General features: G+C 74.8%; 25 protein-coding genes and 3 pseudogenes. 15 read left to right on the top strand and 13 right to left on the bottom strand.

Annotated elements, in window-relative coordinates; all coding sequences use genetic code 11:
- Position 1: 1 nt before the first annotated feature.
- The gene (locus tag BJF88_RS16735; RefSeq protein WP_075829612.1) at positions 2-781 is read right to left on the bottom strand and encodes an ANTAR domain-containing protein; all 780 of its coding nucleotides are present in this window, start codon (positions 779-781) and stop codon (positions 2-4) included.
- A 167-nt stretch (positions 782-948) separates the two neighbouring features.
- On the opposite strand from BJF88_RS16735, the gene BJF88_RS16730 reads away from it, so the two are divergent.
- Positions 949-1,578: a PAS and ANTAR domain-containing protein gene (locus BJF88_RS16730; protein ID WP_083649230.1), complete on the top strand. Its 630-nt coding sequence runs from the start codon at positions 949-951 to the stop codon at positions 1,576-1,578.
- On the opposite strand, the gene BJF88_RS16725 is transcribed toward BJF88_RS16730, so the two are convergent.
- Positions 1,553-1,918, bottom strand: a complete 366-nt coding sequence (locus BJF88_RS16725) for a lipid asymmetry maintenance protein MlaB (RefSeq protein ID WP_075829611.1) — start codon at positions 1,916-1,918, stop codon at positions 1,553-1,555. The genes BJF88_RS16730 and BJF88_RS16725 overlap by 26 nt on opposite strands.
- A gap of 126 nt (positions 1,919-2,044) precedes the next feature.
- On the opposite strand from BJF88_RS16725, the gene BJF88_RS22600 reads away from it, so the two are divergent.
- The 3 genes and pseudogenes from BJF88_RS22600 to BJF88_RS22590 all read left to right on the top strand — a co-directional run bounded on the left by BJF88_RS22600 (position 2,045) and on the right by BJF88_RS22590 (position 3,697).
- The gene (locus BJF88_RS22600; protein WP_255372125.1) at positions 2,045-2,788 is read left to right on the top strand and encodes a hypothetical protein; all 744 of its coding nucleotides are present in this window, start codon (positions 2,045-2,047) and stop codon (positions 2,786-2,788) included.
- Positions 2,789-2,804: 16 nt separating this feature from the next.
- Positions 2,805-2,951 (top strand): annotated as a pseudogene (locus BJF88_RS22595) (hypothetical protein); the annotation flags it as partial.
- Between the two features lie 131 nt (positions 2,952-3,082).
- Complete coding sequence (locus BJF88_RS22590; RefSeq protein WP_369824662.1) at positions 3,083-3,697, top strand: hypothetical protein; 615 nt, start codon at positions 3,083-3,085, stop codon at positions 3,695-3,697.
- Between the two features lie 52 nt (positions 3,698-3,749).
- Here the strand turns inward: BJF88_RS22590 and BJF88_RS16715 are convergent, their stop codons facing one another.
- The 4 genes from BJF88_RS16715 to BJF88_RS19775 form a co-directional block, all read right to left on the bottom strand.
- A complete protein-coding gene (locus tag BJF88_RS16715) occupies positions 3,750-4,121 on the bottom strand; it encodes a CrcB family protein (protein ID WP_075829610.1) in 372 nt (123 codons plus the stop codon).
- Positions 4,118-4,579, bottom strand: a complete 462-nt coding sequence (locus BJF88_RS16710) for a CrcB family protein (RefSeq protein WP_255372124.1) — start codon at positions 4,577-4,579, stop codon at positions 4,118-4,120. Before BJF88_RS16710 ends, BJF88_RS16715 begins: the two co-directional genes overlap by 4 nt.
- Positions 4,567-5,118 (bottom strand): universal stress protein, encoded by a 552-nt coding sequence (locus tag BJF88_RS16705; RefSeq protein WP_075829647.1) that lies wholly within the window; start codon positions 5,116-5,118, stop codon positions 4,567-4,569. The genes BJF88_RS16710 and BJF88_RS16705 overlap by 13 nt, the downstream gene beginning before the upstream one ends.
- A 133-nt stretch (positions 5,119-5,251) precedes the next feature.
- A complete protein-coding gene (locus BJF88_RS19775) occupies positions 5,252-7,777 on the bottom strand; it encodes a family 43 glycosylhydrolase (protein WP_075829609.1) in 2,526 nt (841 codons plus the stop codon).
- A gap of 267 nt (positions 7,778-8,044) precedes the next feature.
- Between BJF88_RS19775 and BJF88_RS16695 the strand changes: the two are divergent.
- The 6 genes and pseudogenes from BJF88_RS16695 to BJF88_RS16670 all read left to right on the top strand — a co-directional run bounded on the left by BJF88_RS16695 (position 8,045) and on the right by BJF88_RS16670 (position 12,209).
- Positions 8,045-8,931 (top strand): annotated as a pseudogene (locus tag BJF88_RS16695) (DUF4397 domain-containing protein).
- A 211-nt stretch (positions 8,932-9,142) separates the two neighbouring features.
- Complete coding sequence (locus tag BJF88_RS16690; RefSeq protein WP_158068965.1) at positions 9,143-9,634, top strand: class F sortase; 492 nt, start codon at positions 9,143-9,145, stop codon at positions 9,632-9,634.
- 68 nt (positions 9,635-9,702) lie between these two features.
- The gene (locus BJF88_RS16685; RefSeq protein ID WP_075829646.1) at positions 9,703-10,287 is read left to right on the top strand and encodes an RNA polymerase sigma factor; all 585 of its coding nucleotides are present in this window, start codon (positions 9,703-9,705) and stop codon (positions 10,285-10,287) included.
- A complete protein-coding gene (locus BJF88_RS16680) occupies positions 10,271-11,086 on the top strand; it encodes an anti-sigma factor (protein WP_075829607.1) in 816 nt (271 codons plus the stop codon). Before BJF88_RS16685 ends, BJF88_RS16680 begins: the two co-directional genes overlap by 17 nt.
- A 47-nt stretch (positions 11,087-11,133) precedes the next feature.
- Positions 11,134-11,469, top strand: coding sequence for a helix-turn-helix transcriptional regulator (locus BJF88_RS16675; RefSeq protein WP_075829606.1), 336 nt, complete (start codon positions 11,134-11,136; stop codon positions 11,467-11,469).
- Entirely contained in the window at positions 11,466-12,209 is a 744-nt protein-coding gene (locus tag BJF88_RS16670; protein WP_075829645.1) for a cation diffusion facilitator family transporter, read from the top strand. Before BJF88_RS16675 ends, BJF88_RS16670 begins: the two co-directional genes overlap by 4 nt.
- Positions 12,210-12,288: 79 nt before the next feature.
- Here BJF88_RS16670 and BJF88_RS16665 read toward each other — a convergent pair whose 3' ends face one another.
- Together BJF88_RS16665 and BJF88_RS16660 are read right to left on the bottom strand one after the other, a co-directional pair.
- Positions 12,289-12,891, bottom strand: a complete 603-nt coding sequence (locus tag BJF88_RS16665; RefSeq protein WP_222844036.1) for a dihydrofolate reductase family protein — start codon at positions 12,889-12,891, stop codon at positions 12,289-12,291.
- A gap of 120 nt (positions 12,892-13,011) precedes the next feature.
- Entirely contained in the window at positions 13,012-13,410 is a 399-nt protein-coding gene (locus BJF88_RS16660; protein WP_075829604.1) for a hypothetical protein, read from the bottom strand.
- 254 nt (positions 13,411-13,664) lie between these two features.
- On the opposite strand from BJF88_RS16660, the pseudogene BJF88_RS16655 reads away from it, so the two are divergent.
- A pseudogene (locus BJF88_RS16655) lies at positions 13,665-14,101 on the top strand (arsenate reductase ArsC).
- Between the two features lie 4 nt (positions 14,102-14,105).
- Here the strand turns inward: BJF88_RS16655 and BJF88_RS16650 are convergent.
- Together BJF88_RS16650 and BJF88_RS16645 are read right to left on the bottom strand one after the other, a co-directional pair.
- Positions 14,106-14,708, bottom strand: coding sequence for a DNA-binding response regulator (locus BJF88_RS16650; protein WP_075829603.1), 603 nt, complete (start codon positions 14,706-14,708; stop codon positions 14,106-14,108).
- Complete coding sequence (locus tag BJF88_RS16645; RefSeq protein WP_255372123.1) at positions 14,705-15,874, bottom strand: sensor histidine kinase; 1,170 nt, start codon at positions 15,872-15,874, stop codon at positions 14,705-14,707. Before BJF88_RS16645 ends, BJF88_RS16650 begins: the two co-directional genes overlap by 4 nt.
- A gap of 184 nt (positions 15,875-16,058) precedes the next feature.
- On the opposite strand from BJF88_RS16645, the gene BJF88_RS16640 reads away from it, so the two are divergent.
- The 4 genes from BJF88_RS16640 (at position 16,059) to BJF88_RS18625 (ending at position 20,496) form a co-directional block, all read left to right on the top strand.
- Positions 16,059-16,940: an ABC transporter ATP-binding protein gene (locus BJF88_RS16640; protein ID WP_075829602.1), complete on the top strand. Its 882-nt coding sequence runs from the start codon at positions 16,059-16,061 to the stop codon at positions 16,938-16,940.
- Positions 16,941-16,998: 58 nt separating this feature from the next.
- Positions 16,999-17,634: an ABC transporter permease gene (locus tag BJF88_RS16635; protein ID WP_255372122.1), complete on the top strand. Its 636-nt coding sequence runs from the start codon at positions 16,999-17,001 to the stop codon at positions 17,632-17,634.
- A 154-nt stretch (positions 17,635-17,788) separates the two neighbouring features.
- On the top strand, positions 17,789-18,493 hold the full coding sequence (locus BJF88_RS16630) for a GPP34 family phosphoprotein (protein WP_075829601.1): 705 nt from the start codon (positions 17,789-17,791) through the stop codon (positions 18,491-18,493).
- Positions 18,494-18,807: 314 nt separating this feature from the next.
- Positions 18,808-20,496, top strand: coding sequence for a discoidin domain-containing protein (locus BJF88_RS18625; RefSeq protein WP_083649229.1), 1,689 nt, complete (start codon positions 18,808-18,810; stop codon positions 20,494-20,496).
- A gap of 404 nt (positions 20,497-20,900) precedes the next feature.
- Here the strand turns inward: BJF88_RS18625 and BJF88_RS16605 are convergent, their stop codons facing one another.
- The 3 genes from BJF88_RS16605 to BJF88_RS16595 all read right to left on the bottom strand — a co-directional run bounded on the left by BJF88_RS16605 (position 20,901) and on the right by BJF88_RS16595 (position 26,379).
- Positions 20,901-21,641: an alpha/beta fold hydrolase gene (locus BJF88_RS16605; RefSeq protein WP_075829599.1), complete on the bottom strand. Its 741-nt coding sequence runs from the start codon at positions 21,639-21,641 to the stop codon at positions 20,901-20,903.
- Between the two features lie 132 nt (positions 21,642-21,773).
- Entirely contained in the window at positions 21,774-23,285 is a 1,512-nt protein-coding gene (locus BJF88_RS16600; protein ID WP_075829598.1) for a carboxylesterase/lipase family protein, read from the bottom strand.
- Positions 23,286-23,601: 316 nt separating this feature from the next.
- A complete protein-coding gene (locus BJF88_RS16595; protein ID WP_075829597.1) occupies positions 23,602-26,379 on the bottom strand; it encodes a LuxR family transcriptional regulator in 2,778 nt (925 codons plus the stop codon).
- Positions 26,380-26,418: the final 39 nt, after the last annotated feature.

Below are 26,418 nucleotides of genomic sequence, written 5' to 3'. Positions count from 1 at the left end.
GTCACGACTCCTCCTCCTCCTCGATCGTCGGGGTCGACCCCGGGGCCTGGGTGGCGAACGACAGCTGCCGGGCGACCACCCGCTCGGCCACCTCGTCCAGTGTCACCCCGCCCGCGTACGCGTGGGCGCGCAGGAGCGCGAGCGCGTCCTCGGCCGGGAGGCCGAGCTGGGCGATCACCATGCCCGTCGCCTGGTGGATCTTCGCCCGCTCGCGCCAGCCCGGCGCCGTGGCCGACAGCGACTCGCGGTCGCCGAGCAGCGCCGCGCCGACGGCGTCGGCGAGCCGTAGGCAGTCGTGGAGCGAGATCGCGAGCTCCCCGCTCGCGGCATGGCACGTCAGCACCCCGATCGCGTTCCCCCCGGGCCGCATCGGGAACGCGAACACCGTCACGGGCGCTGCGACCTCGGGCGCGAGCTCGAGGAACATCGGGAACGGGCTGTCCTCCCCGGTCAGGTGGTGCCCGTCGCCGTCCCCGTCGAGGACGACGTCGACGAAGGACTCACCGTCGACGGCCGCGACCACGACGCGGCCCTCCGTGTGCGCCATGCGGGTCGGCCCCTCGCCGAGGACGTCCTGGAGGTCCTCGAACCGCGCCGACGTGACGTCCGAGGTGCACACCGTGAGCTGGCCGGCGCTCGCCGGCAGAAGGGTGATCGAGCCGCCGTCCGCGCCCAGGACCTCGAGGCACGCGCGGCACAGGCGCGCGGCCAGCGGTTCGACGTCGGCGTTCCGCGCCACGGCGGCAGCCAGGAGCGCGAGCACGCCCGCGTCGTCGGCCATGGTCGCTGCCCCCGTCCCTCGTCCCGGCCAGTATCGCGCGTCCGCGCCGGCACGCCCGTCGACACGCGTGCGGCGTCCCGTCGCCGATTGCCGATGGGCCCGGCTGAGCATACGGTCGAGGGGAAGGGTCAGGCCACGGCTCCGCAGGACTGCAGAGACGGCTGATCATGCCCATGACCATCGACGACGCGCTCCTGCCTGGGGCACGCAACGCCACCGGGACGTACCGCTACCGGATCGACGACGACCGGTGGTGGTGGTCGGCGGGCGTCTACGCGATCCTCGGTCTCCAGCCCGGGGAGGTCGTCCCGACGACCCAGCTCCTCCTCGCGCACCGCCACCCCGACGACACCCGGCCCACCGGCGGGACCCTGCTCGAGGCGCTCGCCGAGGGCGAGCCGTTCTCCCACCTGCACCGGATCGTCGACGCGCACGGCGCGACGCGGACCGTCGTCGTGACGGGCACCGCGGTACGTGATGACGCCGGTCGCGTCGTGGAGGTCACGGGCGATCTCGTCGACGTCACGGCGTCGGTCGCGGCGCGCTCGGCGTCCGACGCGAACCGGCAGATCTCCGACGCGTTCTCCTCGCGGGGACGGATCGAGCAGGCCAAGGGGGCGGTCGCGATCGTCCTGGGCCTCGACCCCGAGGAGGCCTTCTCGCTGCTGTGCGCCGCCTCGAGCCTCGCGAACGTGCGGGTCCGCGACCTCGCCGACGAGCTCGTGAGCTGCCTCGCCGACCTCGACCCCCGCGCCGACCGGCGCGCCCTCGTCAGCCGGATCCTCCACCTGCCGTGACCTCGCCCGCACTCTCGTCGAGCACGAACGGGAAGGTCGCGCCGCACAGCGCGACGAGGTCGCGCAGCCGCTCGGGCACGCCCACGAGCGCGACGGGGCCGGACGCGGCGAGCGCCGTCCGGCACAGGAGCCGCAGCCCGGCCGCGTCGCAGAACGTCACGGCGCTCACGTCGACGACGAGCTCGCCGTGCGCCCGGGCGGCTGCCGCGCGTGCGAGCTCGTCGCCGAGCAGCTGGAGCGCGGCGGCGTCGAGGTCACCCGCGAGACGCCAGACGTCGCCCTCGACGGACGCCGTGGGCGTCGTGCCCGTGCCGGGCGGACGGGAGGGAACCGAGGGCATGACGGACCACCTCGTCGACGTGCCGTGGCCCCGGGTCTGAAGGCTCGGCCATCCTACGGCTCCCCGGACGGCGCGTGGAGCAGCGGCTCGCCGGGCGGGACCGGGCCCGCGACGCGACGATGGAGCATGCTCCTCGCCGAGGTCGCCGCCACGTCCGACGCCGTCGCCGCCACCCGCTCGCGGCTCGCCAAGCGCTCCGAGATCGCCGCGCTCCTGCGCCGCGCCGCCGACGAGGCCGTGCGCTCCGGGCCGACCCACTCCGTCGGGGTCGCGCTCGACGAGATCGAGATCGCGGTCTCCTACCTCGCCGGCGAGCTGCGCCAGCGGCGCACCGGGTTGGGCTGGCGGTCCCTGCGCGACCTGCCCGGACCCGCGGACGGTCCGACCCTCACGCTCGACGCCGTCGACGCGGCGTTCGCCCGCATGACCGGGCTCTCCGGACCGGGCTCGGACGGCGCGCGCGCCACCGAGGCCGCGGCGCTGTTCGGCGCCGCCACCGAGCGCGAGCAGGCGTTCCTGCGGGGCCTCGTCACCGGCGAGCTGCGGCAGGGTGCGCTCGACTCCGTGGTGCTGGACGCCGTCGCCGAGGCCTCGGGCGTGCCCGCGGAGGCGGTGCGCCGGGCGGTCATGCTCCGCGGCGCGACGGGCCCGGTGGCGCGCGCGGCTCTCGGCTCGCCCGACCCGGACGCGGCGCTCGTCGCGCTCGCCGCGTTCACGCTCGAGGTCGGCCGGCCTGTGCGGCCCATGCTCGCGCAGTCGGCCCCCGACGTCGCGGGGGCGTTCGAGAAGCTCGGGGTCGTCGGCGCGCCCGACACCGAGGCGGACGCGTCCCGGGGTACGACGACGCCGTGCCCGTCACCGTCGACGTGAAGCTCGACGCATCCGCGTGCAGGTGCACCGCGACGGCGACGACGTGCGGGTCTTCACGCGCTCGCTCGACGACATCACCGCACGCGTGCCGGAGATCGTGGCGGCCGTGCGCGCGCTGCCGGTGCAGCGGCTCGTGCTCGACGGCGAGGCGCTCGTCGTCGACGACGACGGCGTGCCGCGACCGTTCCAGGAGACGGCGGCCCGGTCCGCGACCCGCGAGTCCGGGGAGCGCTCCGCCAGCGTCGAGGCGGAGCTGGCCGAGCGCTCGAGCTCACGCCGTTCTTCTTCGACGTCCTGCACGCCGGGGGCCGGGACCTGCTCGACGAGCCGCTGCGCGAGCGGCTCGCGGTGCTGGACGCCGTCGCCGGCCCGCTCGCCGTCCGGCGTCTCGCCACCGGCGACCCCGCCGCCGCGGGCGCGTTCTTCGACCGCGCGGTCGCCGACGGGCAGGAGGGCGTCGTCGTGAAGTCCCTCGAGGCCCCGTACGCTGCCGGCCGCCGGGGTGCGGGCTGGGTGAAGGTCAAGCCGCGGCACACGCTCGACCTCGTCGTGCTCGCCGTCGAGTGGGGCTCGGGGCGGCGCAGCGGCACGCTGTCGAACATCCACCTCGGCGCGCGCGACCCCGACGGCGGGTTCGTCATGCTCGGCAAGACGTTCAAGGGCATGACGGACGAGATGCTCGCGTGGCAGACGCAGCGGTTCCTCGAGCTCGAGACGTCGCGCGCCGCGCACGTCGTGCACGTGCGGCCCGAGCAGGTCGTCGAGATCGCGTTCGACGGGCTCCAGCGCTCCACCCGCTACCCCGGCGGCCTCGCGCTGCGGTTCGCGCGCGTCCTGCGCTACCGCGACGACAAGACCGCGGCGGAGGCCGACACGATCGAGGCCGTGCGTGCGATGGCCCGCGTCTGACGCCGCCGGGCGCTGCTCCCCTGCTGTGCAGCTGTTGCGACGGCTCCGGCGCTCAGGACGTCAGCGCGATGCCGAGGGCGGCGGCGGCGAGCCCGGCGAGCAGCATGCCGAGCGGGTGCAGCACCGCGGCGAGGCGCCGCCGCGCCAGCAGCAGGCGGGCCGCCTCGACGCTCGCCGTGCTGAACGTGGAGAAGCCGCCCAGGAACCCGGCGCCCAGGCCGGCGACGAGCACGACGTCGCCCGCGTGCCCCAGTCCCCAGCCGGTGACCAGACCGAGCAGGAAGCACGCGGTGACGTTGACGACGACGGTGCCGAGCGGCGTCGACCACCGGTTGTGGCGCTGCACGGCCGTGTCGAGCAGGAAGCGCGCGGCGGCGCCCGTGCCACCGCCGAGCGCGACGGCGGCGATCTCGAGCGCCGTCACGTCGCCGCGTCCGGGCTCGTGCCGGGGTCCCGTGCGTCCCGCCGCCGCAGCACCGCCGTCGCGACGGCGAAGCCGCCGGCCGCCGCCGCGATCCCCAGCACGACGCTCACGACGGCGTACGCCGCGCCGAGGCCGAGGTGACCGCCGGACGCGAGCCGCTCCACCTCGACGACGAACGTGCTGTACGTGGTGAACCCGCCGAGCACGCCCGTGCCGACGCCGAGCCGTACGGCGCGGCGCACACCCTGGTCCGGGCCGGTGCGCACGAGCGTCTCGAGCAGCGCGCCGAGCAGGAACGAGCCGACGACGTTGATCCAGAACGTCGCCCACGGCCACGCGCCGGGCTGCGCGGGGAACGCGCTCTCGAGCAGCGCACGCGCGGTCGCGCCCACCGCTCCCCCGGCCGCGACGACGCCCGCGAGCGCGAGCAGCGGGGTGCGGCGCCTCAGCCCTCCCACGGCGTGCGCAGCTCCTTCCAGTCCACGACGGCGAGCGGCACCGTGAGCACCGGGCGGTGCTGGTGGTGCGCGAGGTGCGCCGCGACGGACCCGTCCACGAGCTCGCGCAGCCGCGCCCCGGTGCCGGGCGTGCGCGTGCCCACCACGATCACCGCGGCGTCGACCGCCCGGGCCAGGTGCGTCAGCGCGCGGTCCGGGCGGCCGGCGAGGTAGGACAGCTCCCACGCGACGTCCTCGTCCGCCAGCGCCGCGCCGACCTGGACGCGCAGCGCGTCCCGCGCAGCCTCCCACGCGTCGTCGGCGGCGTCGGGGTCCAGCGCGGCGTGCGTCACCGTGCCGTCCGCGTGCTCCTCGACGACGTAGCGCGACGTGTCCGCGTACGCGGCGTGCAGCCGGCCGGCACCCACGGCGCCCGCGAGCGACGCCGCCGTCCGCACGACGAGCGGGGCCTGGCCGGGCACGACGCCGACGACGACCGCGTGCCCCGCGAACGGGACCATGCGGTCGACCGCGGGCTGCGGCACGGGACGTCGGGACATGCTCCCCATCATGGCCCCTCGGCGCCGGCGCCCGTGCGCCGCGGTCCGGGACGAGCGATGCGTCCGCGCTCGAGCGCTGCGTCCGTGCACGCAGCGCTCGAGCGGGACCGCAGCTCTCACCGGTCCGCCGGCGTCAGCAGGTGCGGGCGGGCACCTCGACCTCCTGCGCGTGCGGCTCGCCGCCCGGCGACGTGGCCGTCACGGTCACGCTGCCGGCGTCGACGCTCGAGCCGCGCGACGAGAACGCCTGGTACGCGTTGCGCCCCGGCTCGACGCCGGTGCGCGTCGTCGACCCGAACGCCGTGGCGAGCTCGACGTCGACCGGCGCGTCGCCGTCGTTCGTCGCGCGGACCGCGACGTACGCCGTGCCGGCGAGGCACCGGGTCTCCGCCTGCACGGAGACGGTGGGCGCGGGGGTCGCGTCGATCTCGAGACGCGCAGTGCGTAGCCACGAGCCCCAGCCGTCGGCGGGGAACGCGTCACGGAACCGCAGGTACAGCGACCCGTCGGCCGAGCCGGTCTGCTCGAGGAGCGTCGCGACGTCGAGCGACCGCTCGGCGCGGTTGCCCAGCGCGCGCTCCTCGCGCGTCTCGCGCAGCACCTCGACCCACGTCTCCTGGTCGGAGGAGGCCTCGACGAGGAACTGGTTGCCGATGTCGAGCGTGACCGTCCCGGCGCGCACGCTCTCCGGCAGCGGCACCCGGTACGTGTAGGAGCGGTCCTCGTCGGTGTACCGCACCCACTGGCCGGCGCCGTGCGGGCCGATCTGCGAGCGGTCGTCCGCGGCGAGCCACACCGACTCCTCCGGTGTGCTCGGGTGCGCTTCGAAGACGTCCTCGATCACCGCGACGTAGCCCGTCCCGGCGGCGGTCCAGTCGTCCCACGACGCGGACACGCTGACCGGGTGCACGCCGTCGGCGGCGCCGGAGGCGGCCGAGACCGGGAGGGTGAACGTCTCCGTCGCACCGGCGGCGACGTCGAGCGACGTCGCGGGGAGGGCGGCGGTCCAGCCGTCCGGCGCCGTCGTGGTGAGGTCGACCGTGCGCCCCTCGTCGGCGGTGTTCGTCACCGAGACCTCGAGGCCCGCCGACCCGCCGGGCAGCACCGCACCCGCGCTCACGTCGACGCCGACGTCGAGCACGCGGCGCTCGATCGCGACGTCGTCGAAGCGGGCCGCGGCGTCGAAGACGCGCAGGCCGTGCGTGCCGGACGCGAACGTCCCGTCGGTGACGCTGATCGCCGGGTCCGGGGCGTCGTCGACGTACACCCGCAGGTTCGGCCCGACGGCGACGACGCGCAGCGCGTGGCGCTCGCCGAGCGCGACGTCGGCCGGCGCCGTCGCGAGCGTGCTCCACCCACCGTCGTCGACCTTGCCGAGCACGACCTGACCCGACGGCCGCAGGCCCGCGTAGTAGCCGCGGTAGGCGTCCTGGCCGGCAGCCACCTGGCTCGCACGGAAGATCACGCCGGCGTCGCCGCCGGTGGCCGCGACCGCCGTGGGGGTGACGGAGACGCGGTAGTCGAGGTCGGCGAAGTTCGTGTCCTGGACGCTCTTGCCCTCCCGGACGGACCCCACGACGTACTCGCCGTCGGTCGCCGTCCACGTCCCGCCGTGCGCGGTCCAGCCGAGGTCGTTGTCGTCCTCGAAGTCGTCCTGGACCTTCATCTCGATCGGCAGGATCGAGCCGTCCTCGCCGAACCGCAGGCGCTCGTACGACACCTGGCGGGCGTTGCCGTCGGTCTCGCTGAGCGGACGGCGGTGGTAGACGATGTACCAGATGTCCGTGCCGGGGACGTTGACCACGGAGTTGTGCCCGGCGCCGCGCGCGACCGCGGAGTCCTGCGCGAGCACCGTCCCCTCCGACTCGAACGGCCCGAGCGGCGAGTCGGAGCGCGCGTACGAGACGCGGTAGTCCGGGCCGGTCCAGCCGCCCTCGGACCACATGAAGTAGTAGGTCCCGTTCCGCTTGAACATGAACGAGCCCTCGACGAAGCCGTCCGGGGTGACCTCCTTGAAGGTCGACCCGTCGTCGTGGGTGCCGAGACTGATCATGTCGTCGTTCAGCTCGACCACGTTCGAGTGGCCCCACCCGCCGTAGTACATGTACGCCTGGCCGTCGTCGTCGACGAAGACGTCCTGATCGATCGGCTGCGCGCCGTTGTGGAACGCGTCGATGAGCGGCTCGCCGAGCGCGTCCACGTACGGGCCCTCGGGGCGGTCCGCCACCGCGACGCCGATGCCGCCCAGCGCGTCGTCGCTCTGGATGTCGTTCGCGCCGAAGTACAGGTAGTACTTCCCGTCGCGCTCCACCGGCGCCGGGGCCCACAGGGCGTAGGAGCCCCACGAGACGTCGTCCAGGTGCAGCACGCGCTCGTGCTTCGTCCAGTGGATCATGTCGGGCGACGAGAACGCGTCGAGCTGTACCTGCTGGGAGTACGGCGCCGACGTCGTCGGGAAGACCCAGTACTCCCCCTCGTAGAACTCGACGTCGGGGTCGGCGTACCAGCCGTCGATGATCGGGTTGCCGGCCTCCGCCGTCGTGAGGTCGGGGACGACGGCGGGTTCCGGTGCGTCGTCGGCGGCCGCGGCCGGGGCGAGCGCGCCCCCGACGAGCAGCGCGAGCACGGCGACGGACGCCGCGGCGAGCGGTCTTCTCATGCGTGTTCCCTCCGGGGACCTCGACGACGTCGTCGAGGACGGGCCCGGTCGCGACCGCGAGGTCGGGCCCGCCGCTTCGCGGGCGCGACCGGGCAGGCAGGGCCCCGGGCTGCGCGGTTCGTGGTCCCGACCAGTCTGCGCGGGCTTGACATCGCTGTCAACAACGTGGCGGTGCGACGGTGCATCCGATCCGGCCCCTGCGGCGGAAGTACCGGGTGTCAGCAGCACATCGCGCCCGGCCACCGGGCCCGACACCTGGAGGACACCATGCACCGCACCGCACGACGCACCGCCGCGCTCGCGGGCGCCGCCGGACTCGTCGCCATCGGGGCGTTCGCCGCCCCCGCGACGGCCGCCACCGAGGGCAACGCCGCGCTCTCCGTCCTGCACGGCGTGCCGGACACCCCCGTGGACGTCTGGGTCAACGACGAGCTCACCCTCGACGACTTCCAGCCCGGGGACCTCGCCGGGCCGCTCGACCTCGCCCCGGGCACGTACAGCGTCGCGATCACCGCACCCGACGCCACCGACACCAGCTCCCCGGTGATCGGCCCCGTCGACCTGCCGCTCGAGGCCGACGGGAACTACACCGCCGTCGCGCACCTCGACGCCGGCGGCCAGCCGACCGCGACCCTGTTCACCAACGACACGTCGGCCACCGCGGCCGGCGAGGGCCGCCTCACCGTCCGGCACGTCGCCGCCGCACCCGCCGTCGACGTCCTCGCCGGTGGGCAGGCGTCGTCTCCGGCCTCGAGAACCCCGACGAGTCGGTGCTGAACCTGCCCGCCGGCACGGTCTCCGCGACGATCGCCGCCGCCGGCACCACCGACCCGGTGCTCGGCCCGGCCGACCTCACCGTCGCCGAGGGCGTCAACACCATCGCCTACGCGTGGGGCAGCCTCGACGCCGGCAACCTCGCCCTCGCGACCCAGACCGTCGAGGGCCTGCACTCCGCACCGTCCGGCGTCCCGGCGGGCGAGTCCGGCCTCGCCGCCGCGACCACCCCCAGCGGCACCTTCACCACCGTCGCGATCGCGTTCGGCGCGAGCCTCGTCGGACTGCTCCTCGTCGGTGCGGGCGTCATGCTCGTCCGCGCCCGCCGGGAGCAGCACGACCGCGAGGCCGTGCACGCGACGACGCACCGGTCCGCATGAGGACGCGCCTCGCGGCACGCCGCGGCGGGGTGCTCGTCGCGGCGCTCGCGGGGCTCGTCCTGGTCGTCGGCGGGTGTTCCCCTGCACCCGCGACCGGCCCGCCGCCGGGGGTCACGACCCGGCGGCGGGCGCTCCCGCCCGGCCACCTGCCCCGGGCCCGGAGACCGGCGGGACGGACGAGGCGCCGTCGGCCGCAGCAGTGCGGCCCGACGTGCCCGTCCGTCCCGCTCGGGACACCCCCGCCCCCGCGCCGCCCGCCCCCGTCCGCGTCGTCGTCCCCGACCTCGGGATCGACATGCCCGTCGTCCCCGAGGGCGTCGACGACCAGGGCCGCATGGCGCTCCCCGGCGACGCGCTCACGGCCGGCTGGTACCGCCACGGCCCCGCACCCGCGAGCGCCGCCGGAGCGACGGTCGTCGCCGCGCACGTCGACGACCCCGTGCAGGTCGGCCCGTTCGCCACGCTGCGGGAGGTCGGCCAGGGCGCGGCGGTCGACGTCGTCGACGCCGCAGGGACGACGCACCGCTACACCGTGACCGGCATCGAGAGCATCCCCAAGAGCGAGTTCCCCGCGACGACGGTGTTCGACCGCGCCGGCGCCCCGCGGCTCGTCCTCGTCACGTGCGGAGGGAGGTGGGACCGGGGGCAGCGCTCGTACACGGAGAACGTGGTGGTCACCGCCGAGCGGACGCCGGGCGCGTGACGGTCTACGATCGGCGCACGCACCACCCCGCACGACGCGGGGACGGATCCCAGCACGGAGGACTCGTCCTGAAGCCCACCGACGCCGCGGTCGACGACGCCGACGTCGACGTCGCCCTCCTGGGCCGTCGCTTCGCCGACGGCGAGGAGGAGGCGCTCGCGGAGGCGTACCGGCGGTGGTCGACGCTGGTCCACACGGTCGCGCTGCGCTCGCTCGGGGACCGCACGGACGCCGAGGACGTGACGCAGCAGGTCTTCGTCTCGGCGTGGCGCGGCCGGCACCGGTTCGACGCCGGGCGGGCGCGCCTCCCGGCGTGGCTCATGGGCATCACGCGGCACGCGGTCGCCGACGCGCACGAGGCGCGCACGCGGGCCCGGCGCTCGGAGCAAGCCGCCGCGTCGTCCGCTCCGAACCCTGTCGTGACGGAGGACGAGGTGCACCAGGTCGCGGACCGGGTGCTCGTCGCGGACGAGCTGCGGCGGCTGGGCGACCCGGGACGCACGATCCTCGAGCTCGCGTTCTACCGCGACCTCACGCACGTGCAGATCGCCGAGGAGCTCGACCTGCCGCTGGGTACGGTCAAGAGCCACGTCAGACGGAGCCTGATCCGGCTGCGAGACAGGTTGGAGGTGGACGGTGCAGCACATCGATGACGAGGACCTCGCGCTCCTCGCGCTCGGCGAGGACGTGCTCGACGACGCCGCGCGCGCCCACCTCGACTCCTGCCCGGCGTGCTCGGCCTCCGTGCGCGAGCTCGCCGTCGTGGCCGACGTCGCACGGTCGGCCGAGCGGGACCGCGACCTCGTGGCGCCCGCGCCGCGCGTCTGGGACGCCGTGCGCGGCGAGCTGGGGCTCGGGCTCGCGGCTCCGGCCGAGACCGACGCCGAGTCCGAGGCCGAGGCCGACGCGGTCGCCCCTGCGGACGCGGGGACCGCGCCGCTGCCGGCCGAGCGCGAGCCGACACCCGACCTCCCGCACACCGGCGCGAGCGTGGTGCCGCTGGCGTCCCGTCGACCGCGTGCCTGGCTGCCGGTCGCGGCCGCGGCGTGCCTCGCGCTTTTCCTGGGCGTCGCGGGCGGCGTCTGGTGGGAGCGCCGGGAGACCGAGCCGCCCGAGACGACGCTCGCGACCGCCGACCTCGAGGCGCTGCCCGCGTGGACGGGCGCGAGCGGGCAGGCGCGCGTCGAGGAGGCGCCGGACGGGACGCGGCAGGTCGTCGTGTCGGTCGACGCGCCCGCGCCCGAGGGCACGTACCGCGAGGTCTGGCTGCTCGCCGAGGACGTCAGCGGGCTCGTGAGCCTCGGCGTGCTCGAGGGCTCCGAGGGGCGGTTCGACGTCCCCGACGGCCTCGACCTCGCGGCGTTCCCGGTCGTCGACGTCTCCGAGGAGCACTTCGACGGCGACCCCGCCCACTCGGGCGACTCCGTGGTCCGGGGACCGCTCGACGCCTGACGGGTTCACCGTTCCGTGAATTCACGTTTGCGTGTACTGTCGCCCTCATGGTCGAGACGGTCACGCTGACGCACACCGCCGCGCTCGCGCGCCTGGGGTACGCGCTCTCGGACGAGACGCGCAGCCGGGTCCTGCTCGCGCTGCGCGAGGCACCCGCCTACCCGTCGGACCTCGCGGACGCGCTCGGCGTCTCGCGCCAGGTCATGTCGAACCAGCTCGCGTGCCTGCGCGGCTGCGGTCTCGTCGAGGCGATCCCCGACGGCCGCCGCACCTGGTACCGGCTCGCCGACGCCCACCTCGCGCCCGCGCTCGACGACCTCCTGCGGCTCGTCGTCGCGGTCGACCCCACGTGCTGCGGACCGGACGGGTGCACCTGCTCATGACGTCCCTCCCCGTCGGGCCGCGGCCCCTCCTGCCCGCGCGCCGCGCCGTCCTCGAGCGGCGCGTCCGGTGGGTCGTCGGCGCGACGATCGCCTACAACGCCGTCGAGGCGGTCGTCGCGATCACCGCCGGTCGCGTCGCGTCGTCGGCGGCGCTCGTCGGGTTCGGCCTCGACTCGGTCGTCGAGGTGCTCTCCGCCGCGGCCGTCGCCTGGCAGTTCGCCGCACCCGACCCGCACCGGCGCGAGCGCACCGCGATGCGCGTCATCGCGCTGTCGTTCTTCGGTCTCGCACTCTTCGTCACGGTCGACGCGGCGCGCACCCTGCTCGGCGCGTCCGAGCCGGACCACTCGACCGTCGGCATCGTGCTGGCCGCGGTCAGCCTGGTCGTCATGCCCGTCCTGTCGTGGTTCGAGCGCCGCACCGGGCGCGAGCTCGGCTCGGCGTCGGCCGTCGCGGACTCGAAGCAGACGCTGATCTGCAGCTACCTGTCCGCCGTGCTCCTCGTCGGGCTCGTGCTCAACTCCACGCTCGGCTGGACGTGGGCCGACCCCCTGGCGGCGCTCGTCATCGCCGGCTTCGCCGTCCGCGAGGGCGTCGAGGCGTGGCGCGGTGACGCGTGCTGCACGCCCGTCGCCGCGCTCGTCGGGCACGACGACGCGGGTCCCGCTGCCGAGCGCGGCTGCTCCGACGGCTGCTGCGCCCCGCGCCCGCCATCGAGTGATGCACTTCCGTCCGAGTGATGCACTCCGGCTCGAGTGATGCACTCCTGGGCGCATCATTCGAGCGGGAGTGCATCGCTCGCGCCGCGAGCCTCAGGTGCTACGCCGGGTCGAGCGGCCGCACGCGGAAGCGCAGGTGCGTCACCCGCTCCCCCGGCGTGACGTCCGGCCCGTCGAGCAGCCGCGGCGCCGCGCCGATCGCGCCGAAGAACGGGACGCCGCCGCCGAGCAGCACGGGCACGACGTCGAGCACGACCTCCTCCAGCAGCCCCGCCGCGAGCGCCTGGCTCGCGATCTCCCCCGCGTTGACCGCGACGTCGAGACCGCCCGCCGCGTCGTGCCCGGCCGCGACCGCGTCCTCGATCCCGCCCGTGACGAACCGGAACGGCGCGCCCGGGTGCGCGTCGACCCACTCCTGCGGCACCGCGTGCGTGAGCACGACGACGGGCTTGTCGAGCGGGTGGGTACCGCCCCAGCCGTCGGTCAGGTCGAAGAGGCGGCGGCCCACGACGAGCGCTCCGAGGCGTTCCATCGCGGCCGTCAGGTAGGCGTGGTCCGCCGCGGACAGCCGGAACGAGACGCCGGGGTTCGCGCTGGGGAACTCGTGGTCCCCGCCGTCGTACCACGCGAACAGGTGCTCGAAGCCGCTGCCCTGCGGACCGGAGATGTACCCGTCCAGCGACACGCTCGCACTGGTCGTCACGATGCCCATGTCGTCCCGTCCTCCCACGCGGGGCCGCCGCGGGCCGGCGGCCGGTCTCGCGAGGGTCGACCGCCCGGGCAGCGCGCGGTCATCGGTCGGCGGCTCCCGGGGGCGCGAGGGTCAGCGCAGCTCGACGGCGCGCTGCCAGGACCCGACGACGCGGCCGCCGTCGGCCAAGAGCTGGAACGGGGCCAGGGGCAGGTTGCCCGAGCGCAGCCGTGCGCGCAGCACCTGGAGCGCCTCGTCGTCGTCCACCGCGCCGAACTCCTCGCCGCGCACCGCGCCGGACGACGTCACGACGCGGTAGCGGGTCGTCCCCCGGTCGCTGTCGCGGACCTCGTGCGCCACGACGGCGACCTCCTGCGCGACGTCGAGGCTGGGCAGCGCGCGCCACGTCCGGCCGCCCGTCTCGAGCGTCCACGTGTCCAGGTCGGTGTCGTGGCAGATCTCGTACGCGTAGCCGTCCACCTCTGCCCGGTACACCCCGTCGCCGAGCGCGCTCCACCGCAGAGCGTCCATACGTCGTCGTCCCCCCGCTGCCCGGAAGTCAGGACCGGTTCGATCCCGCGGCCTGGTAAGTGTGCCGCTCACCGGGCCGGATGCCAAGGGGTAGAGCTCCCCGCTGTGGACGACACGCCCGAGAGTACGACGAGGCGCCGGGTCGCGCGCGTCATCGCGACGTGGAGGTCGGCCGCGCGACGGTCGACGAGCATGCGGCGGCCGGCGCGGCCGGTGAGGCCACGTATCGACGAGCATCCCTGTCGTGCGTGAGGATGGTCCGCATGACGACGACCGCCGGGTACCGGCCCAGCGTGCTGTTCGTGTGCGTGCACAACGCCGGTCGGTCGCAGATGGCCGCCGGGTTCCTGCGCGAGCTCGGCGGCGGCTCCGTCGAGGTCCGGTCCGCAGGGTCGATGCCGGGCGACCGCATCAATCCCGTCGCGGTCGAGGCCATGCGCGAGGTCGGGATCGACCTCACCGGCCAGCAGCCGAAGGTGCTCACGCCGGAGGCGGTGCAGGCGTCGGACGTCGTCGTCACCATGGGCTGCGGCGACGCGTGCCCGTACTACCCGGGCAAGCGCTACGAGGACTGGGAGCTCGACGACCCGGCGGGGCAGGGCATCGACGCCGTCCGGCCGATCCGCGACGCGTCCGCGAGCGCGTCGTCGCGCTGCTCGACTCGCTGGGCGTTGCGACGGCCGCTCGCTGAGCCGCTACAACCAGTCGTGCTCGCGCGCGTACCGCGCCGCCTCGTGACGCGTGCGCGTCTGCGTCTTCTGCATCGCGTTCGACAGGTAGTTGCGCACCGTGCCCTGGGCGAGGTGCAGGCGGACGGCGATGTCGGCCACCGAGTAGCCGTCGGAGGTCGCGCGCAGGACGTCGACCTCGCGCTCGGTCAGGGGGCAGTCGTCGACGAGCGCGAGGGCGGACACGTCCGGGTCGACCCAGCGCCGGCCCGCGTGCAGCGCCGCGACGACCGACGCGATCTGCGACGGCTCGGCCGCCTTGCTCACGAAGCCCTGGACACCGAGCCGCAGCGCCTTGCGGAGCACCCCCGGCCGGGCGTGCCGCGTGAGCATGAGGATCACCTGGTCCGGCCGGTCCGCGCGGATCCGCTCGACCGCGGCGAGCCCGTCGACGCCGGGCATCTCGAGGTCGATGACGAGGACGTCCGGCTCGTGCTCGGCGACGGCGCGGACGGCGGCCTCGCCGTCCTCCGCCTCCGCGAGCACGGTGATGTCGCCCTCGAGCGGCAGCAGCGCCCCGAGGGCCTTGCGCAGCAGCACCTCGTCGTCCGCGAGCACGACCGTCGTCATCGCGTCTCCTGCCGTGCGGTCGGACGCCGGTCCGCGTCGGTCGCGGGGAGCGTGGCCGACGTCGTGAACCGGCCGCCGTCCTGGGCCACCGTCAGCTCTCCGCCCGCGCCGGCCAGCCGCTCCCGGAGGGCGGCGAGACCGCCGAGCCCGGGCAGCGGACCGCGCGGCGCGCCGTCGTTGACGACGGTGATCCCCGTCGCCGTGAGGGTGACGTGCACCTGCGTGGCCTGGGCGTGCCGGAGCACGTTCGTCGTCGTCTCGCGAAGCACCTGGCCGAGCAGCTCGCCGGTGCGCGCGTCGGGCACGCCGTCGCGCTCGACCCGCACGCGGATCCCCGCGGCCTCGAAGAGGTTCTTCGCGTTCTCGAGCTCGGCCGTGAGGTTCAGGCGCCGCTGCGCGTACACGAGGTCCCGCGTGCGGTCGATCGTGTCGCCGACGAGGGCGTAGATCTCGCGCAGCTCGTCGTCGGCGCGGTCGGCGTCGACGTGCACGAGCCGGCGCGCGAGCGCGAGCTTGAGCTTCACGACGTGCAGCGTGTGGCCCTGGATGTCGTGCAGGTCGCTCGCGAACCGGATGCGCTCGCGCGCCACGGCCAGCTCCGCCTCGCGCTCGCGCGAGTCCTCGAGCTCCTGGACGACGTCGTAGAAGCGCTTGTTGGGGAACATCAGCGCCGTGACCACGGTCGTGATGCCGGTGGGCAGCAGCACGTAGGCGAGGAAGTCCCGGGTGGTCACGGGGGGCTCGACGACGAGCCGGACCACGCCGACCGCGGCGACGTAGCCCACGAGCGCGACGGCGCCCGCGACGCGGTGGCGCGGCAGGCGCGGGACGACGAGCCCGCCGACCACGGCGACCCCGAAGAACGCGGTGGAGCTCTCGACGACCAGCGCCCCGTACGCCCACACGGCCGCGGCGACGACGAGGCACGGGAGCGCCACCGGGAGGAGCCGGCCCGCCGCCCACCGCACGAACGCGACCAGCGCCGCGACGACCCCGAGGGCGAGCACCGCCGCCTCCGCCCACGTGCGGGCGTCGACAGCGACGGCGACCGCCCCGCCGAGGGCGAGCACCGGCAGCATCATCGTGAGGTTGAGGTCGCGGAAGCGTCCCTGCGCCGTCACGTCGCGCCCCGGCGTCGCGGACGGGCGCGACGGCGACATCGGCATGGGCGGCGCTCCGGGTTCGGTCGACGGGTCTCGTCCCAGCATCCCGTGCACCCCGACGTCGCACCAGTGACGCCACGTCACGCCACCCCCGGTGACCTGTCACGCCCGGCCGTGCCCGGTGTCACGCCGGGCTCCTGACGCGGCGGCACTGCCGCGCGGACGCGGGAACGGGTGTGATCGGGGCATGCCATCGACACACGTCATCGACGTCGACGGCCTGAACGTCAGCTACGGCGACTTCCAGGCCGTCCAGGACCTGTCCTTCCAGGTGCGGCGCGGGGAGATCTACGCCCTGCTCGGCACGAACGGCGCCGGCAAGACCTCGACGCTCGAGGTCGTGGAGGGCCACCGGACCGCGACCTCCGGCCGCGCGCGCGTCTTCGGCCGCCGCCCCGACGACCGGCGCGAGGTGCGGCCCCGCACCGGGATCATGCTCCAGGAGAGCGGCTTCGCGTCCGACCTCACCGTGCGGGAGTCCGTCGCTCTCATCGGCGGCCTGAGCGGCCGCAGCGACGACGTGGACCGCGTGCTCGACGTCGTCGACCTCCTGCGCAAGGCGACCACGCTCGTGGGCCAGCTCTCCGGGGGCGAGAAGCGCCGCCTCGACTTCGCGACCGCCGTGTACGGGTCGCCGGAGCTCGTCTTCCTCGACGAGCCCACGACCGGGCTGGACATCCAGTCCCGCGACGCGCTGTGGACCGCGGTGGAGAAGCTGCGCGGCGACGGCTCGACGATCGTCCTCACCACGCACTACCTGGAGGAGGCGCAGCAGCACGCCGACCGGATCGGCCTCATGCACCGCGGCACGCTGCGCCAGGAGGGCACCGTCTCCGAGCTGACCCGCACCCTGCCCGCCGTCATCAGCTTCACCACCCCGCCCGCGGCTCCCGCGCTGCCCCTGGAGGTGGCGAGCACCGGTGACCGGACCGTCGTCGAGACCTTCACCCTCCAGCGCGACCTCCGCACGCTGCTCGCGTGGGCCGACGAGCACGCCCTCGAGCTGGCCGACCTCGAAGCCGGCCCGACGCGGCTCGACGACGTCTTCCGCGCGCTCGACAGCGACTGACCACGCGGCCGCCCCGGCCGACCCCCGCACCACCCCGACTCTTCCGAGAGGAACCCTCATGCTCCCCATCGCCCGGAGCGAGCTCGTCCAGATCTTCCGCAACCGCTCGGTGCTCGTCACGAGCTTCGTCATCCCCGTCGCGGTCAGCGCGTTCTTCATCTACCAGCACGACACGTTCGCGACCATCGGCAGCCTCGGCTACATCGCCGCGATCGTCATGTTCACCGTCACCGTCTTCGGCCTGTACTCCACGACCGTCACGACCCTCGTCGACCGCCGCCAGAACCTGTTCCTCAAGCGGCTGCGCTCCACCGCGGCCAGCGACTCCGGCATCCTCACCGGGCTCGTGCTGCCCGCCACCGCGATCGCGTTCGTTCAGGTCGCGCTCATCCTCGCGGTGTTCGGCGTGGTCACCGGCGCACCCGAGAACGTCGGGCTGCTCGTCGTCGCCGTCGTCGCGACCGTCGCCCTGATGATCGCCCTCGGGCTCGCCACGGCGGGGATCACCCGCACGCCGGAGCACGCGCAGATCACCGCGCTGCCCGTCAGCCTCGGCGTCATCGCGTCGCGAGCTGGGTCGGCATCACCGGCACGGAGAGCCTCACCCTGCTCAAGCGCCTGCTGCCCGGCGGGGCGGCGACCGAGCTCGTCGTCCAGGCGTGGGAGGGCGGCGCCCCGCTCGGCGACTCGTTGATCCTGCTCGCGCCCACCGCCGCGTGGATCGTCGTCGCCGTCGCGCTCGCGGCCCGCCTGTTCCGCTGGGACCCGCGGCGCTGACGCACGCCGGGCCGGCACCACCTCCGGCCCACGGACCCGGACACGGACACGGACACGGATCGGAGACCACCATGGATCACCAGCCCGTCGAGGCCGGCACGGCCCGCGACCTGCTCCTCGTCGAGGACCTCATGCTGCTGCTCCTCGACGACCGGAGCGGCGTCGCCAAGGGGGAGGGCACCCTGCACTGGACGCTCGGCGGTGCGGTCCTCATGGAGCTCGCGCTGCGCGGCCGCGTCGAGACGGATCGCAAGCAGACCGTGTACGCCGTGCCCGGTCCCTCGCTCGGCGACGCGCTGCTCGACGACGCGTTCGCCCGGATCGAGAAGCGTCCGCGCTACGTCGGGTCCGTGCTCGCCGAGGTCGGTCCGCCCCTGCGCGCGCAGGTGCTGGACCGGCTCGTCGAGCGCGGCCTGGTCCGCCGCGAGCGGTCGAGGCTGCTCGGGTTCATCCCGACCACGCGGATGCCCGCGCAGGACCCGGCGTACGAGGCGGCGCTGCTCGAACGCGTGCGTGCGGTGCTCGAGGACGGCGCGGCGCCGGACCCCCGGACCGCGGCACTCGTCGCGATCCTGTCCGCGAGCGGCACGCTGCCGCAGTTCCACCCCGCGATCCGGTGGTCGAACGCCGTCGCGACACGCGCTCTCCGGTACCAGAACGGCGACTGGGGCGCCGCCGCCGTGGGCACCGCGCTCGTCGCGCAGGCCGCTGCGGTCAACGTCTCGATCGGCATCGCCGTCGCGACGGGCGTGATCGGCGGCAGCCAGGCGCAGTGAACCGCCGAGGAGTGAGAATCTGCCCCACATCTCGCGATATCCGGGGCGGATTCTCACTTCTCGGTGCGCGGAGCCGCCACGTGCCTGCGGGGGTCGAGGACGATCGCGTCCGCGCCGTGGTCACGAGCTCCTGCTCCGCCGGATGGCGAACCGCCCTGCCTGGTCATGGGCCGCGACCGAGCGCTGCGTGGCCGCGGACGGCAGCCGGTGCCCTTGACGGTCCCATACCCGGCGGTTACGTTCTTTTGCACACGCCGCAGTCAAAAGTTGCATGCCTGCCGCCCTCAATCGACAACGCTGTCCATTGGAGTTCCATGCACATCTCGCAGCACTCATCTCGCGCGCGCCGGCTCGGTGCTGGGCTGACGGGGGGTGCGCTCCTCGCGGGCGCGCTCGCCGCGACCCCGGCCGCTGCCGCCCCGTCACCGCTCGCCGCCCCGGCCCCGACCGCCGCCGCGGCGGAGGCGTGCGGCCCGGACGACGGGCTCCCCGACTCCAAGATCTCCATCCAGCTGTACACGCACGTGGGCGAGCTGGGGTCCGGGACCCCGTCGCCCGAGACGATCGACCGCGTGCTCGGTGAGGTCGCCGCCGCCGGGTTCACCAACGTCGAGCCGTACAACCAGCCCTACTCGATGCCGGTCGCCGACTACCAGGCGATCCTCGACACGTACGGCCTCGAGGTCTCGTCGAGCCACGGCAGCACCGACTGGGCCACGTGGCCCGAGACGGTCGAGTACGCCGTCGCGCTGGGCCAGGACTACATCGGGACCGGCGGCATGGCCGGGAGCTACGGCACGTACGAGGAAGCGGTCGCGACCGCGGAGTACGTGAACCAGCTCGGGCAGTACTCGACCGAGAACGGTGCGGGCAAGATCGTGCTGCACAACCACCAGAGCGAGTTCACCACGCAGTTCCCCGACCCCGAGACCGGCGACATGGTCCGGGCCTGGGAGGTCATCGAGCAGAACACCGACCCGCGCTACGTGACGTTCCAGCTCGACGTCGGCTGGGCCGCGGACGCCGGCATCGACGTCCCCACGTGGATCGAGGAGCACGGCGACCGCATCGAGCTCCTCCACATCAAGGACGCCGTGAACGTCGACGCCGAGGGCGACATGCGACAGGTCGGGCTCGGCAACGGCGAGCTCGACCTCCCGGCGATCATCGCCGCGGCCGAGCCGTACGTCGAGTACTACACGTACGAGTGGGACGCGGCGCCGTCGTTCCAGACCACCGCCGACTCCTACGAGTACCTGCGCTGCTACCTGTCCCCCGACTACGACGGCGGGGGCGACGACGGCGACGACGGCGACTCGCTGGCTCTCGGTCGCCCGGTGACGACGTCCAGCACCGACGACCCCGCGCGCACCGGTGACATGGCGGTGGACGGCAACGCGGGCACGCGCTGGGGCAGCGGCTGGAGCGAGCCCGAGTGGATCGCGGTGGACCTCGGCGCCAGCTACGACCTCAGCCGCGTCGTCGTCGACTGGGAGACCGCCTACGCGTCGGCGTACGAGATCCAGACCTCGCCCGACGGCGAGACCTGGACCACCGTGCACACCGTCACCGACGGCGACGGCTTCTTCGACCGGCTGGACGTCTCGGGCACGGCCCGGCACGTGCGCCTCTACGCCACGGAGCGCGCCACGCAGTGGGGCTTCTCCATCTACGAGCTCGAGATCTACGGCACGCCGGCCGGCGGACAGCCGGAGCTCGACCTCGACGTCGTGGCCGAGCCGCGGTGCCTCGGCGGCAACGCCTACCTCGCCGTCCGCGCGGCGAACGGCGAGGACTCCCCCGTCGACGTGACGCTCACGACGGCGTTCGGCACGCACGAGGTCGCCGACGTCGCCCCCGGCGCGAACGCGTACCAGGCGTTCCCGGTGCGCTCCGCCGACGTCGAAAGCGGCACGGTGACCGTCACCGGTACCGCGGCTATCGACGGTGAGGACGTCACCTCGACCGTCGACGTCGAGCACGACGCGCTCGCCTGCGACTGACGCGGCGCCTCGCGACCGGCGCGACGCCCGCCGGCCTCGTCCTGAGGCCGGCGGCGTCGTCGTCGCCACGAGCCCTGGTGCTCACCAAGGCCCGTACCAGTAGCCGAGCCCCCACAGGAAGAGGTACGCCGACCGTGGGGGCGGTGCTGCGGCGTACCTCGCCCCGCCGTTCCGGTGCTCGGGCGACGGACCCCCGCACGCGGTCCGCACCCGCCGGCGCTCCGGCAGACCCAGGTCGCCGGCCTCGAACCGACGGAGCACGAGGTCGAAACCCTCGGGCGAGAGTCGTTCGAGCGTGCGCACCTCGCGGTCGGTGATCGGTCCGTCCGGATCCGCACGGCGCAGAGAAGCCGCGTAGACCGCTGCGGCACGACGGTCCCGTCGCCTCGTGCGAGCCCCGCGCGTCACGCCACGGCTCCGCGCGCCGAGCGTGCGGCGTCCACGGCCAGGAGGACGACCTCGGCGACCTCCTGCGGGTGCGAGACCGCGATCGCGTGCGAGGCACCGTCGATCTCCCGGACCGTCCGCGCGCCTGCTCGGGCCGCACCTGCTCGCAGCACGGCCGGCGGGATGTTGCGGTCGGCGGTACCGAAGACGGACCAGGACGGGATCGTCATCCATGCCGGTCGACCCGTGGGCAGTCCGTCGGCCAGCGCCCCCTCGGCGGCGGGGCGCTGGCTCACCGCCATCAGCTCGGCGGCGGCGCGGGGCACGTCCGCCGCGAACTGCTCCGGGTAGAGCTCGGGCCGGACGAAGAGCTCGGCGCCGCCGCCGGCCAGCTCTCGTCTCACGATCGCGTCCCCGAGGGTGCTGCCCGGCTCGCTGTTCGACAGCTCGAGCGCGCTCTCACCGGTCTCGGGCGCGAAGGCGGCCACGTAGACGAGCCCGGCGACGAGCTCGCTGCGTGACGCGGCCTCCGTGATCACCGATCCGCCGTACGAGTGCCCGACGAGGACGACCGGCCTCCCGACGGACGTGACGACGTCGCGGACGTAGGCCGCGTCGCCCGCGAGACTCCGCAGCGGGTTGGCCGCGGCGATCACCTCGACGCCTCGGCGGCGCAGGTGCGTCACGACACCGTCCCAGGACGAGGACTCGGCGAACGCGCCGTGCACCAGCACGACGACGGGAGTAGTGGTGCTCATCGTTCTGCTCCTTCTTCTCGGTTCTGCGTGTCGTTGCTGCGGTGCCGCCGACGCGGCCCGGTCGTCTGCCGGACGGGACGCCGGACCGGCGCCGGCCTCGAGGCACGGCACCGGTCCGACGGGGCCGTTCCGTCAGCCCGTCGTCCCGAAGAGGGCGACGGCTGCCCACACCCCGCACCGGTGGTCGGCCGCGAAGCCGCGCTCCACGGACGGTGCCGGGTCGTCGAGCGAGAGCACCTGTCGGCTGCGCAGGTCGAACCTCGGCCACGGCACCTCGGGGGTCGACGGCGACCCGGTCCGGGCGAACGTCACCCATGCCTCCTGCATGGCCGAGGCGAGCTGCCGCTGGGTGGGCGAGAGCTCGCCCGGCAGTGGTGCGTTCGGCTGGTCGAACAGGTAGGCGAGCTCCGACTGGTGGGTCGCCGCGTACGGCTCCCCGAGCGTGTCGGGAGCGAACAGCCGCGGTGCCTGCGCGTCGTTGAACTCGTAGGCGAACGTCGGCACCCACGTGGCGGCCGCTGCATCGAGCACGAACGCGGGGCACGAGAAGTTCGCGTCGGAGTTCAGCACGCTGAAGGCCTGAGCGGGCGACGGATACCGCGACAGCGGGTAGGCCTTCGCCACGAACGACGCGGTCCGCGCGCTCACTCCGAAGTTCGTCGCGATCGTGGCTTCGTAGCTCTCCGCGGTGACCGGCCCGGGCAGGACTGCCGTCGCCCCGCGGGTGACGCTCAGGCCGAGCGTCGTGAAGAGGCGGTTCTCCTGGGTGTTGACGCCGTTGATGATCGGCACCCGGTTGAAGCGGCCTGTGGCGAGAGCGTTGCCGACCGACCGCGTGAGCACCGCACCGTCGACGACTCCGGGTGTGATCGACAGCGGCTGGTTCGCCACGAGGGTCTCGACGGGGACCTCGCGCAGGCACTGCGAGCTCTGGTCCGGGCAGCCCACGGCCTCGGCCGCCGCCCGGCCCTCCTGCTCCGCCCGGGCGAGGGACTTCTGCACGGGTGCGAACGCCCCGCTCTGGATCACCGCGCGGTGGAAGAGGCCCTTCGCCCCCGGCGACGCGAGCTGCATCGCCACGGAGAGGCCGCCGGCCGACTGTCCCGCGATGGTGACGTTGCCGGGATCACCGCCGAGCCGGCCGATGTTCCGCGCGACCCAGCGGAGCGCGGCCTGCTGGTCCATGAGCCCGTAGTTGCCGCTCGGCCCGCCGGGCTTGTCGGCCAGCGCCGGGTGGGAGAGGAACCCGAGGAGCCCGAGCCGGTAGTTGACGGTGACCACGACCGCGCCCTTGCGCGCCAGGTCGGCCGCCTCGTAGTCGGCACCCTCGCCGAGCTCGAACCCACCGCCGTGGATCCACACGATCACGGGCAGCCTCGCGGCGGTCGTGGTGCCCTGCGGCACCGTGACGTTCAGGGTGAGGCAGTCCTCGCTCTGACCGTTGGGGCTCGGTGGGGCCTGGGGACAGACCGGCGAGTACTGTTCGGCACCCCGTACGCCGGACCAGGGCGCGACGGGCTGCGGAGGTTCCCAGCGCAGGTCACCGGTCGGGGGCGCCGCGTACGGGACGCCGCGGAACTCCACGCCGTCGACCGTGGCGAGCCCCTGGAGCCGTCCGGAGTCGATGCGGACGGAGGTCGACACCTCGGGCGACGCCGGGCCGCGGTCGCGCGCGTGGCTCGGCGCTGCGACCGAGGTCCAGCAGGACAGCAGGACCGCGAGCGCTCCGAGGACTGCGACGAGTCGGGCGGCGAACCGTCCGGACAGGGCACGATGTGCCGCAACGGATGAGGCCTGGGGTGATGGGGTGGTGTCCATGCAGCCACCGTCGTCGGGCACCGGCACCCGGCGCACCGGTACCTCCACCGTGCCGGTACCCCGGGCAGGTCCCTGGTCACCTACGGGCCGGGCGCAGCGCGAGCCGCCCGAGACCTGGCCGGGCCGTGAGTGCAGCTGCCGCTCACCGCTCCGTCAGCGCAGGCGCGAGCTGTCGCCGCGAGGACACCCCGAGCTTGGTGTACACCTTGCGCAGGTGCCACTCGACGGTGCGCGGGCTGAGGTAGAGCAGAGCGCCGATCTCGGGGTTGGTGCTACCGGTCGACGCGAGCCGGGCGATCTGCCGCTCCTGCGCCGTGAGCTCGCTCCCCGGACCGGCGCCGGTCCGGTGCACCACCTCGCCGGTGGCCGACAGCTCCCGGCGTGCGCGCTCGGCGAGCGCGTGGGCACCCATCGCGGCGAACGCCTCGTACGCTGCGTGCAGCTGGCCGCGCGCGTCGACCCGCCTGCCCTGGCGCCGGAGCCACTCCCCGTACACGAGCTGCGAGCGCGCGTGCGCCGTGGCCGCCCGCGTGCGCCCGTGCCGGTCGACGGCCTCCGCGTAGGCGGCCTCGGCGTCGTCGTCCGCGGAGGCGAGCGCCGTCGCGCGGCGGGCGAGACCCACCGCCCAGTCGGTACCCATGGCCTCGGCCTGCTCCCGGAGCCGGGCGAGCGGTGCGGCGGCCCGTCCGGGTGCGCCGGCCCGCACCGCTGCCTCCACGTGCTCCGAGAGCGCCCATGCCGACATGCCGATGTCGAACGGGTGCCCGTCGGCTCGACCGACCGAGTCGAGCGCCTCCTCGTAGCGGCCGAGCGAGTCGAAGAGGAAACCGTCGAGCCACGCGACCGTCAGCAGCCACTGCGCCTCACCCCGCTCGACGACGCGGTCGCGCCACCGCTCGGTGAACTCGGCCTTGGCCGCGACGTCTCCCCGGAAGCTCGCGATCCACCCCCGCCGGTACATCGACTCGGGAGCGCTGGTCGCGGCGATGACCGCACGCGCCTGGGTGAAGAGGTCCTCGGCGTCGACGATGCGCCCCGCCATCAGGAGGAAGACGATCCGCTCCGCTGCCGCGAGCGGCAGGGTGGAGAACGCTCCCCCGCGCAGGCTCGTCTCGACGAACGCTCGGCTGAGCCGGTCGGAGGCCACGTCGTCGAGCAGCACGCGCGCGACGAGGCAGCCCAGCGGCAGCCAGCGCAGCGGTGCGTCGGAGCCGGGCTCGCCGCGACCCGCGCGGTCGAGGAACGCCGCGAGCGACTTCTTCAGGCCGGGGGCCGCGGCGGCGTAGCCGTCGCGGACGAGCACCGCCAGCCCGCGCAGCGCGTCGGCCATCAGGCGTGACTCGTCGTCGAGAGGCTCTGCGAGCCGCGCACCGAGGATGCCCGCCGCCACGTCCCCCACGCCACCTCCCTCGCGCGCGGACGAGCCGGCGCTGAGCCCGGCGAGCAGGGCCTCGGCATAGGTCGTGACGGCGGCGGCGCCGTCGTGGACCTCCAGGGCGCGGGCGGCGGCGAGAAGCAGCGGCGGCGCCTCGCGCCCGCGCGTCGTGCTGAACACGATGCGCGCACGCACGAGGTCGGCGCGTGCCCCCGCGGCGGCGTCGAGCAGATCCGGCTCGCACAGCTCGAGGAGCCGCGACGCCTCGTGCATCGACCCCGCCCGGAACGTGTCCTCCGCGGCGGTCAGCGCCCGCAGCGAGCGGGTGGTGCGGTCGGGGGTGAGCTCCGCCGCCCGGGCGTGGAACGCGGCAGCGGCGGCCGCCCCGCCGCGCGCGCGGGCGCGCCGGGCCGAGGCGACCAGCTCGGCGGCCACCTCCTCGTCCAGCCCGACGACCGCCTCGGAGCGGTGCCACGCCCGGCGGTCCGGCTCGGTCTGCTCGTCCGTCACCGCGGCCAGGGCACGGTGCGCCTCCCGCCGCTCGTCGCCCGACGCGCAGCGGACCGCGGCGGAGCGGACCAGCGGGTGACGGAACCGGAGCCGTGCGCCGAGCTCGACGAGGCCGTCCTCGATCGCCGGGGCGAAGGCGTCCGCGTCCATGCCGAGGGTGCCGGCCGCGGCGAGAACCAGCGTCGGGTCGCCGACGGGTTCGAGGGCGGCGATCAGGAGCGCCGTCCTCGTCCGCGGACCGAGCTCGCCGATGCGGCGGGCGAAGCTCCCCTCGATCCGTCCGATCACCCCGGCCGGACCGCTCGAGCGGTATCCGCCGGCGAGCTCGAGCACGGTGGTGCCGTCGGACAGCTCGATGAGCGCGAGGGGGTTCCCGTGCGCCTCCGCGACGAGTCGCGCACGTACGCCCTCGTCCACCGGTCCGGTGAGGCCTCTGTCGAGCAGTCGTCGGGCGTCGACGTCCTCGAGCCCGGTGACCACGAGCTCCTCGATCCCGGTGAACCCCTCGGTGACCGGCTCGCGCACCGCGAACACCATGCCGACCGACTCGACCGCCAGACGACGCGCCGCGAACGTCAGCGCCTGCGTCGACGCCTGGTCGAGCCACTGGGCGTCGTCGACCAGGCACAGCAGGGGCTGACGCTCGGCGGCACCGCTGAGCAGGCTGAGCACCGCCAGGCCGACGAGGAACCGGTCGGGTGCCGGCCCGGCGCGCAGCCCGAGCGCGACCCCCAGCGCTGTGGCCTGCGGCTCGGGGAGTGCGTCGAGGCCGTCGAGCAGCGGCGCGCACAGGCGGTGGACGCCCGCGTACGGAAGCTCCCGCTCGGACTCCACGCCCGCCGCCCGGAGCACACGGCACCCGCCGGACGCGGCGACCGCCGTCCGTTCGAGCAGCGCGGTCTTGCCCATGCCTGCGTCGGCGCGGACGACGAGCGCCCGGGACTGACCGCCTCTCAGGCTCGCCACGAGACGGTCGAGGCGGTCGGTCTCGCGCCGGCGCCCGACCAGCGTCCTCGGGGGATCGAGCTGCCCCATGTCGGCCGATGATACCGGCGGCGGCCCGGCGGGAGCCGG

This window comes from Cellulosimicrobium sp. CUA-896 (genome assembly GCF_001942335.1).
Taxonomy (GTDB): Bacteria; Actinomycetota; Actinomycetes; order Actinomycetales; family Cellulomonadaceae; genus Cellulosimicrobium.
Note: the sequence above shows the minus strand (reverse complement) of the source record. Positions and strands in the feature narration are given on the sequence as shown.

Excerpts from the sequence above, each read along its gene's own strand:
- BJF88_RS16730 (WP_083649230.1), top strand. The coding sequence starts at position 949 with ATGCCCATGACCATCGACGACGCGCTCCTGCCTGGGGCACGCAACGCC.
- BJF88_RS19775 (WP_075829609.1), bottom strand. The coding sequence starts at position 7,777 with ATGAGAAGACCGCTCGCCGCGGCGTCCGTCGCCGTGCTCGCGCTGCTC.
- BJF88_RS16635 (WP_255372122.1), top strand. The coding sequence starts at position 16,999 with ATGCTCCCCATCGCCCGGAGCGAGCTCGTCCAGATCTTCCGCAACCGC.
- BJF88_RS16670 (WP_075829645.1), top strand. The coding sequence starts at position 11,466 with ATGACGTCCCTCCCCGTCGGGCCGCGGCCCCTCCTGCCCGCGCGCCGC.
- BJF88_RS16640 (WP_075829602.1), top strand. The coding sequence starts at position 16,059 with ATGCCATCGACACACGTCATCGACGTCGACGGCCTGAACGTCAGCTAC.
- BJF88_RS16630 (WP_075829601.1), top strand. The coding sequence starts at position 17,789 with ATGGATCACCAGCCCGTCGAGGCCGGCACGGCCCGCGACCTGCTCCTC.
- BJF88_RS16735 (WP_075829612.1), bottom strand. The coding sequence starts at position 781 with ATGGCCGACGACGCGGGCGTGCTCGCGCTCCTGGCTGCCGCCGTGGCG.
- BJF88_RS18625 (WP_083649229.1), top strand. The coding sequence starts at position 18,808 with ATGCACATCTCGCAGCACTCATCTCGCGCGCGCCGGCTCGGTGCTGGG.
- BJF88_RS16605 (WP_075829599.1), bottom strand. The coding sequence starts at position 21,641 with ATGAGCACCACTACTCCCGTCGTCGTGCTGGTGCACGGCGCGTTCGCC.
- BJF88_RS16595 (WP_075829597.1), bottom strand. The coding sequence starts at position 26,379 with ATGGGGCAGCTCGATCCCCCGAGGACGCTGGTCGGGCGCCGGCGCGAG.
- BJF88_RS16650 (WP_075829603.1), bottom strand. The coding sequence starts at position 14,708 with ATGACGACGGTCGTGCTCGCGGACGACGAGGTGCTGCTGCGCAAGGCC.
- BJF88_RS16645 (WP_255372123.1), bottom strand. The coding sequence starts at position 15,874 with ATGCCGATGTCGCCGTCGCGCCCGTCCGCGACGCCGGGGCGCGACGTG.
- BJF88_RS16660 (WP_075829604.1), bottom strand. The coding sequence starts at position 13,410 with ATGGACGCTCTGCGGTGGAGCGCGCTCGGCGACGGGGTGTACCGGGCA.
- BJF88_RS22600 (WP_255372125.1), top strand. The coding sequence starts at position 2,045 with ATGCTCCTCGCCGAGGTCGCCGCCACGTCCGACGCCGTCGCCGCCACC.
- BJF88_RS16705 (WP_075829647.1), bottom strand. The coding sequence starts at position 5,118 with ATGTCCCGACGTCCCGTGCCGCAGCCCGCGGTCGACCGCATGGTCCCG.
- BJF88_RS16675 (WP_075829606.1), top strand. The coding sequence starts at position 11,134 with ATGGTCGAGACGGTCACGCTGACGCACACCGCCGCGCTCGCGCGCCTG.
- BJF88_RS16725 (WP_075829611.1), bottom strand. The coding sequence starts at position 1,918 with ATGCCCTCGGTTCCCTCCCGTCCGCCCGGCACGGGCACGACGCCCACG.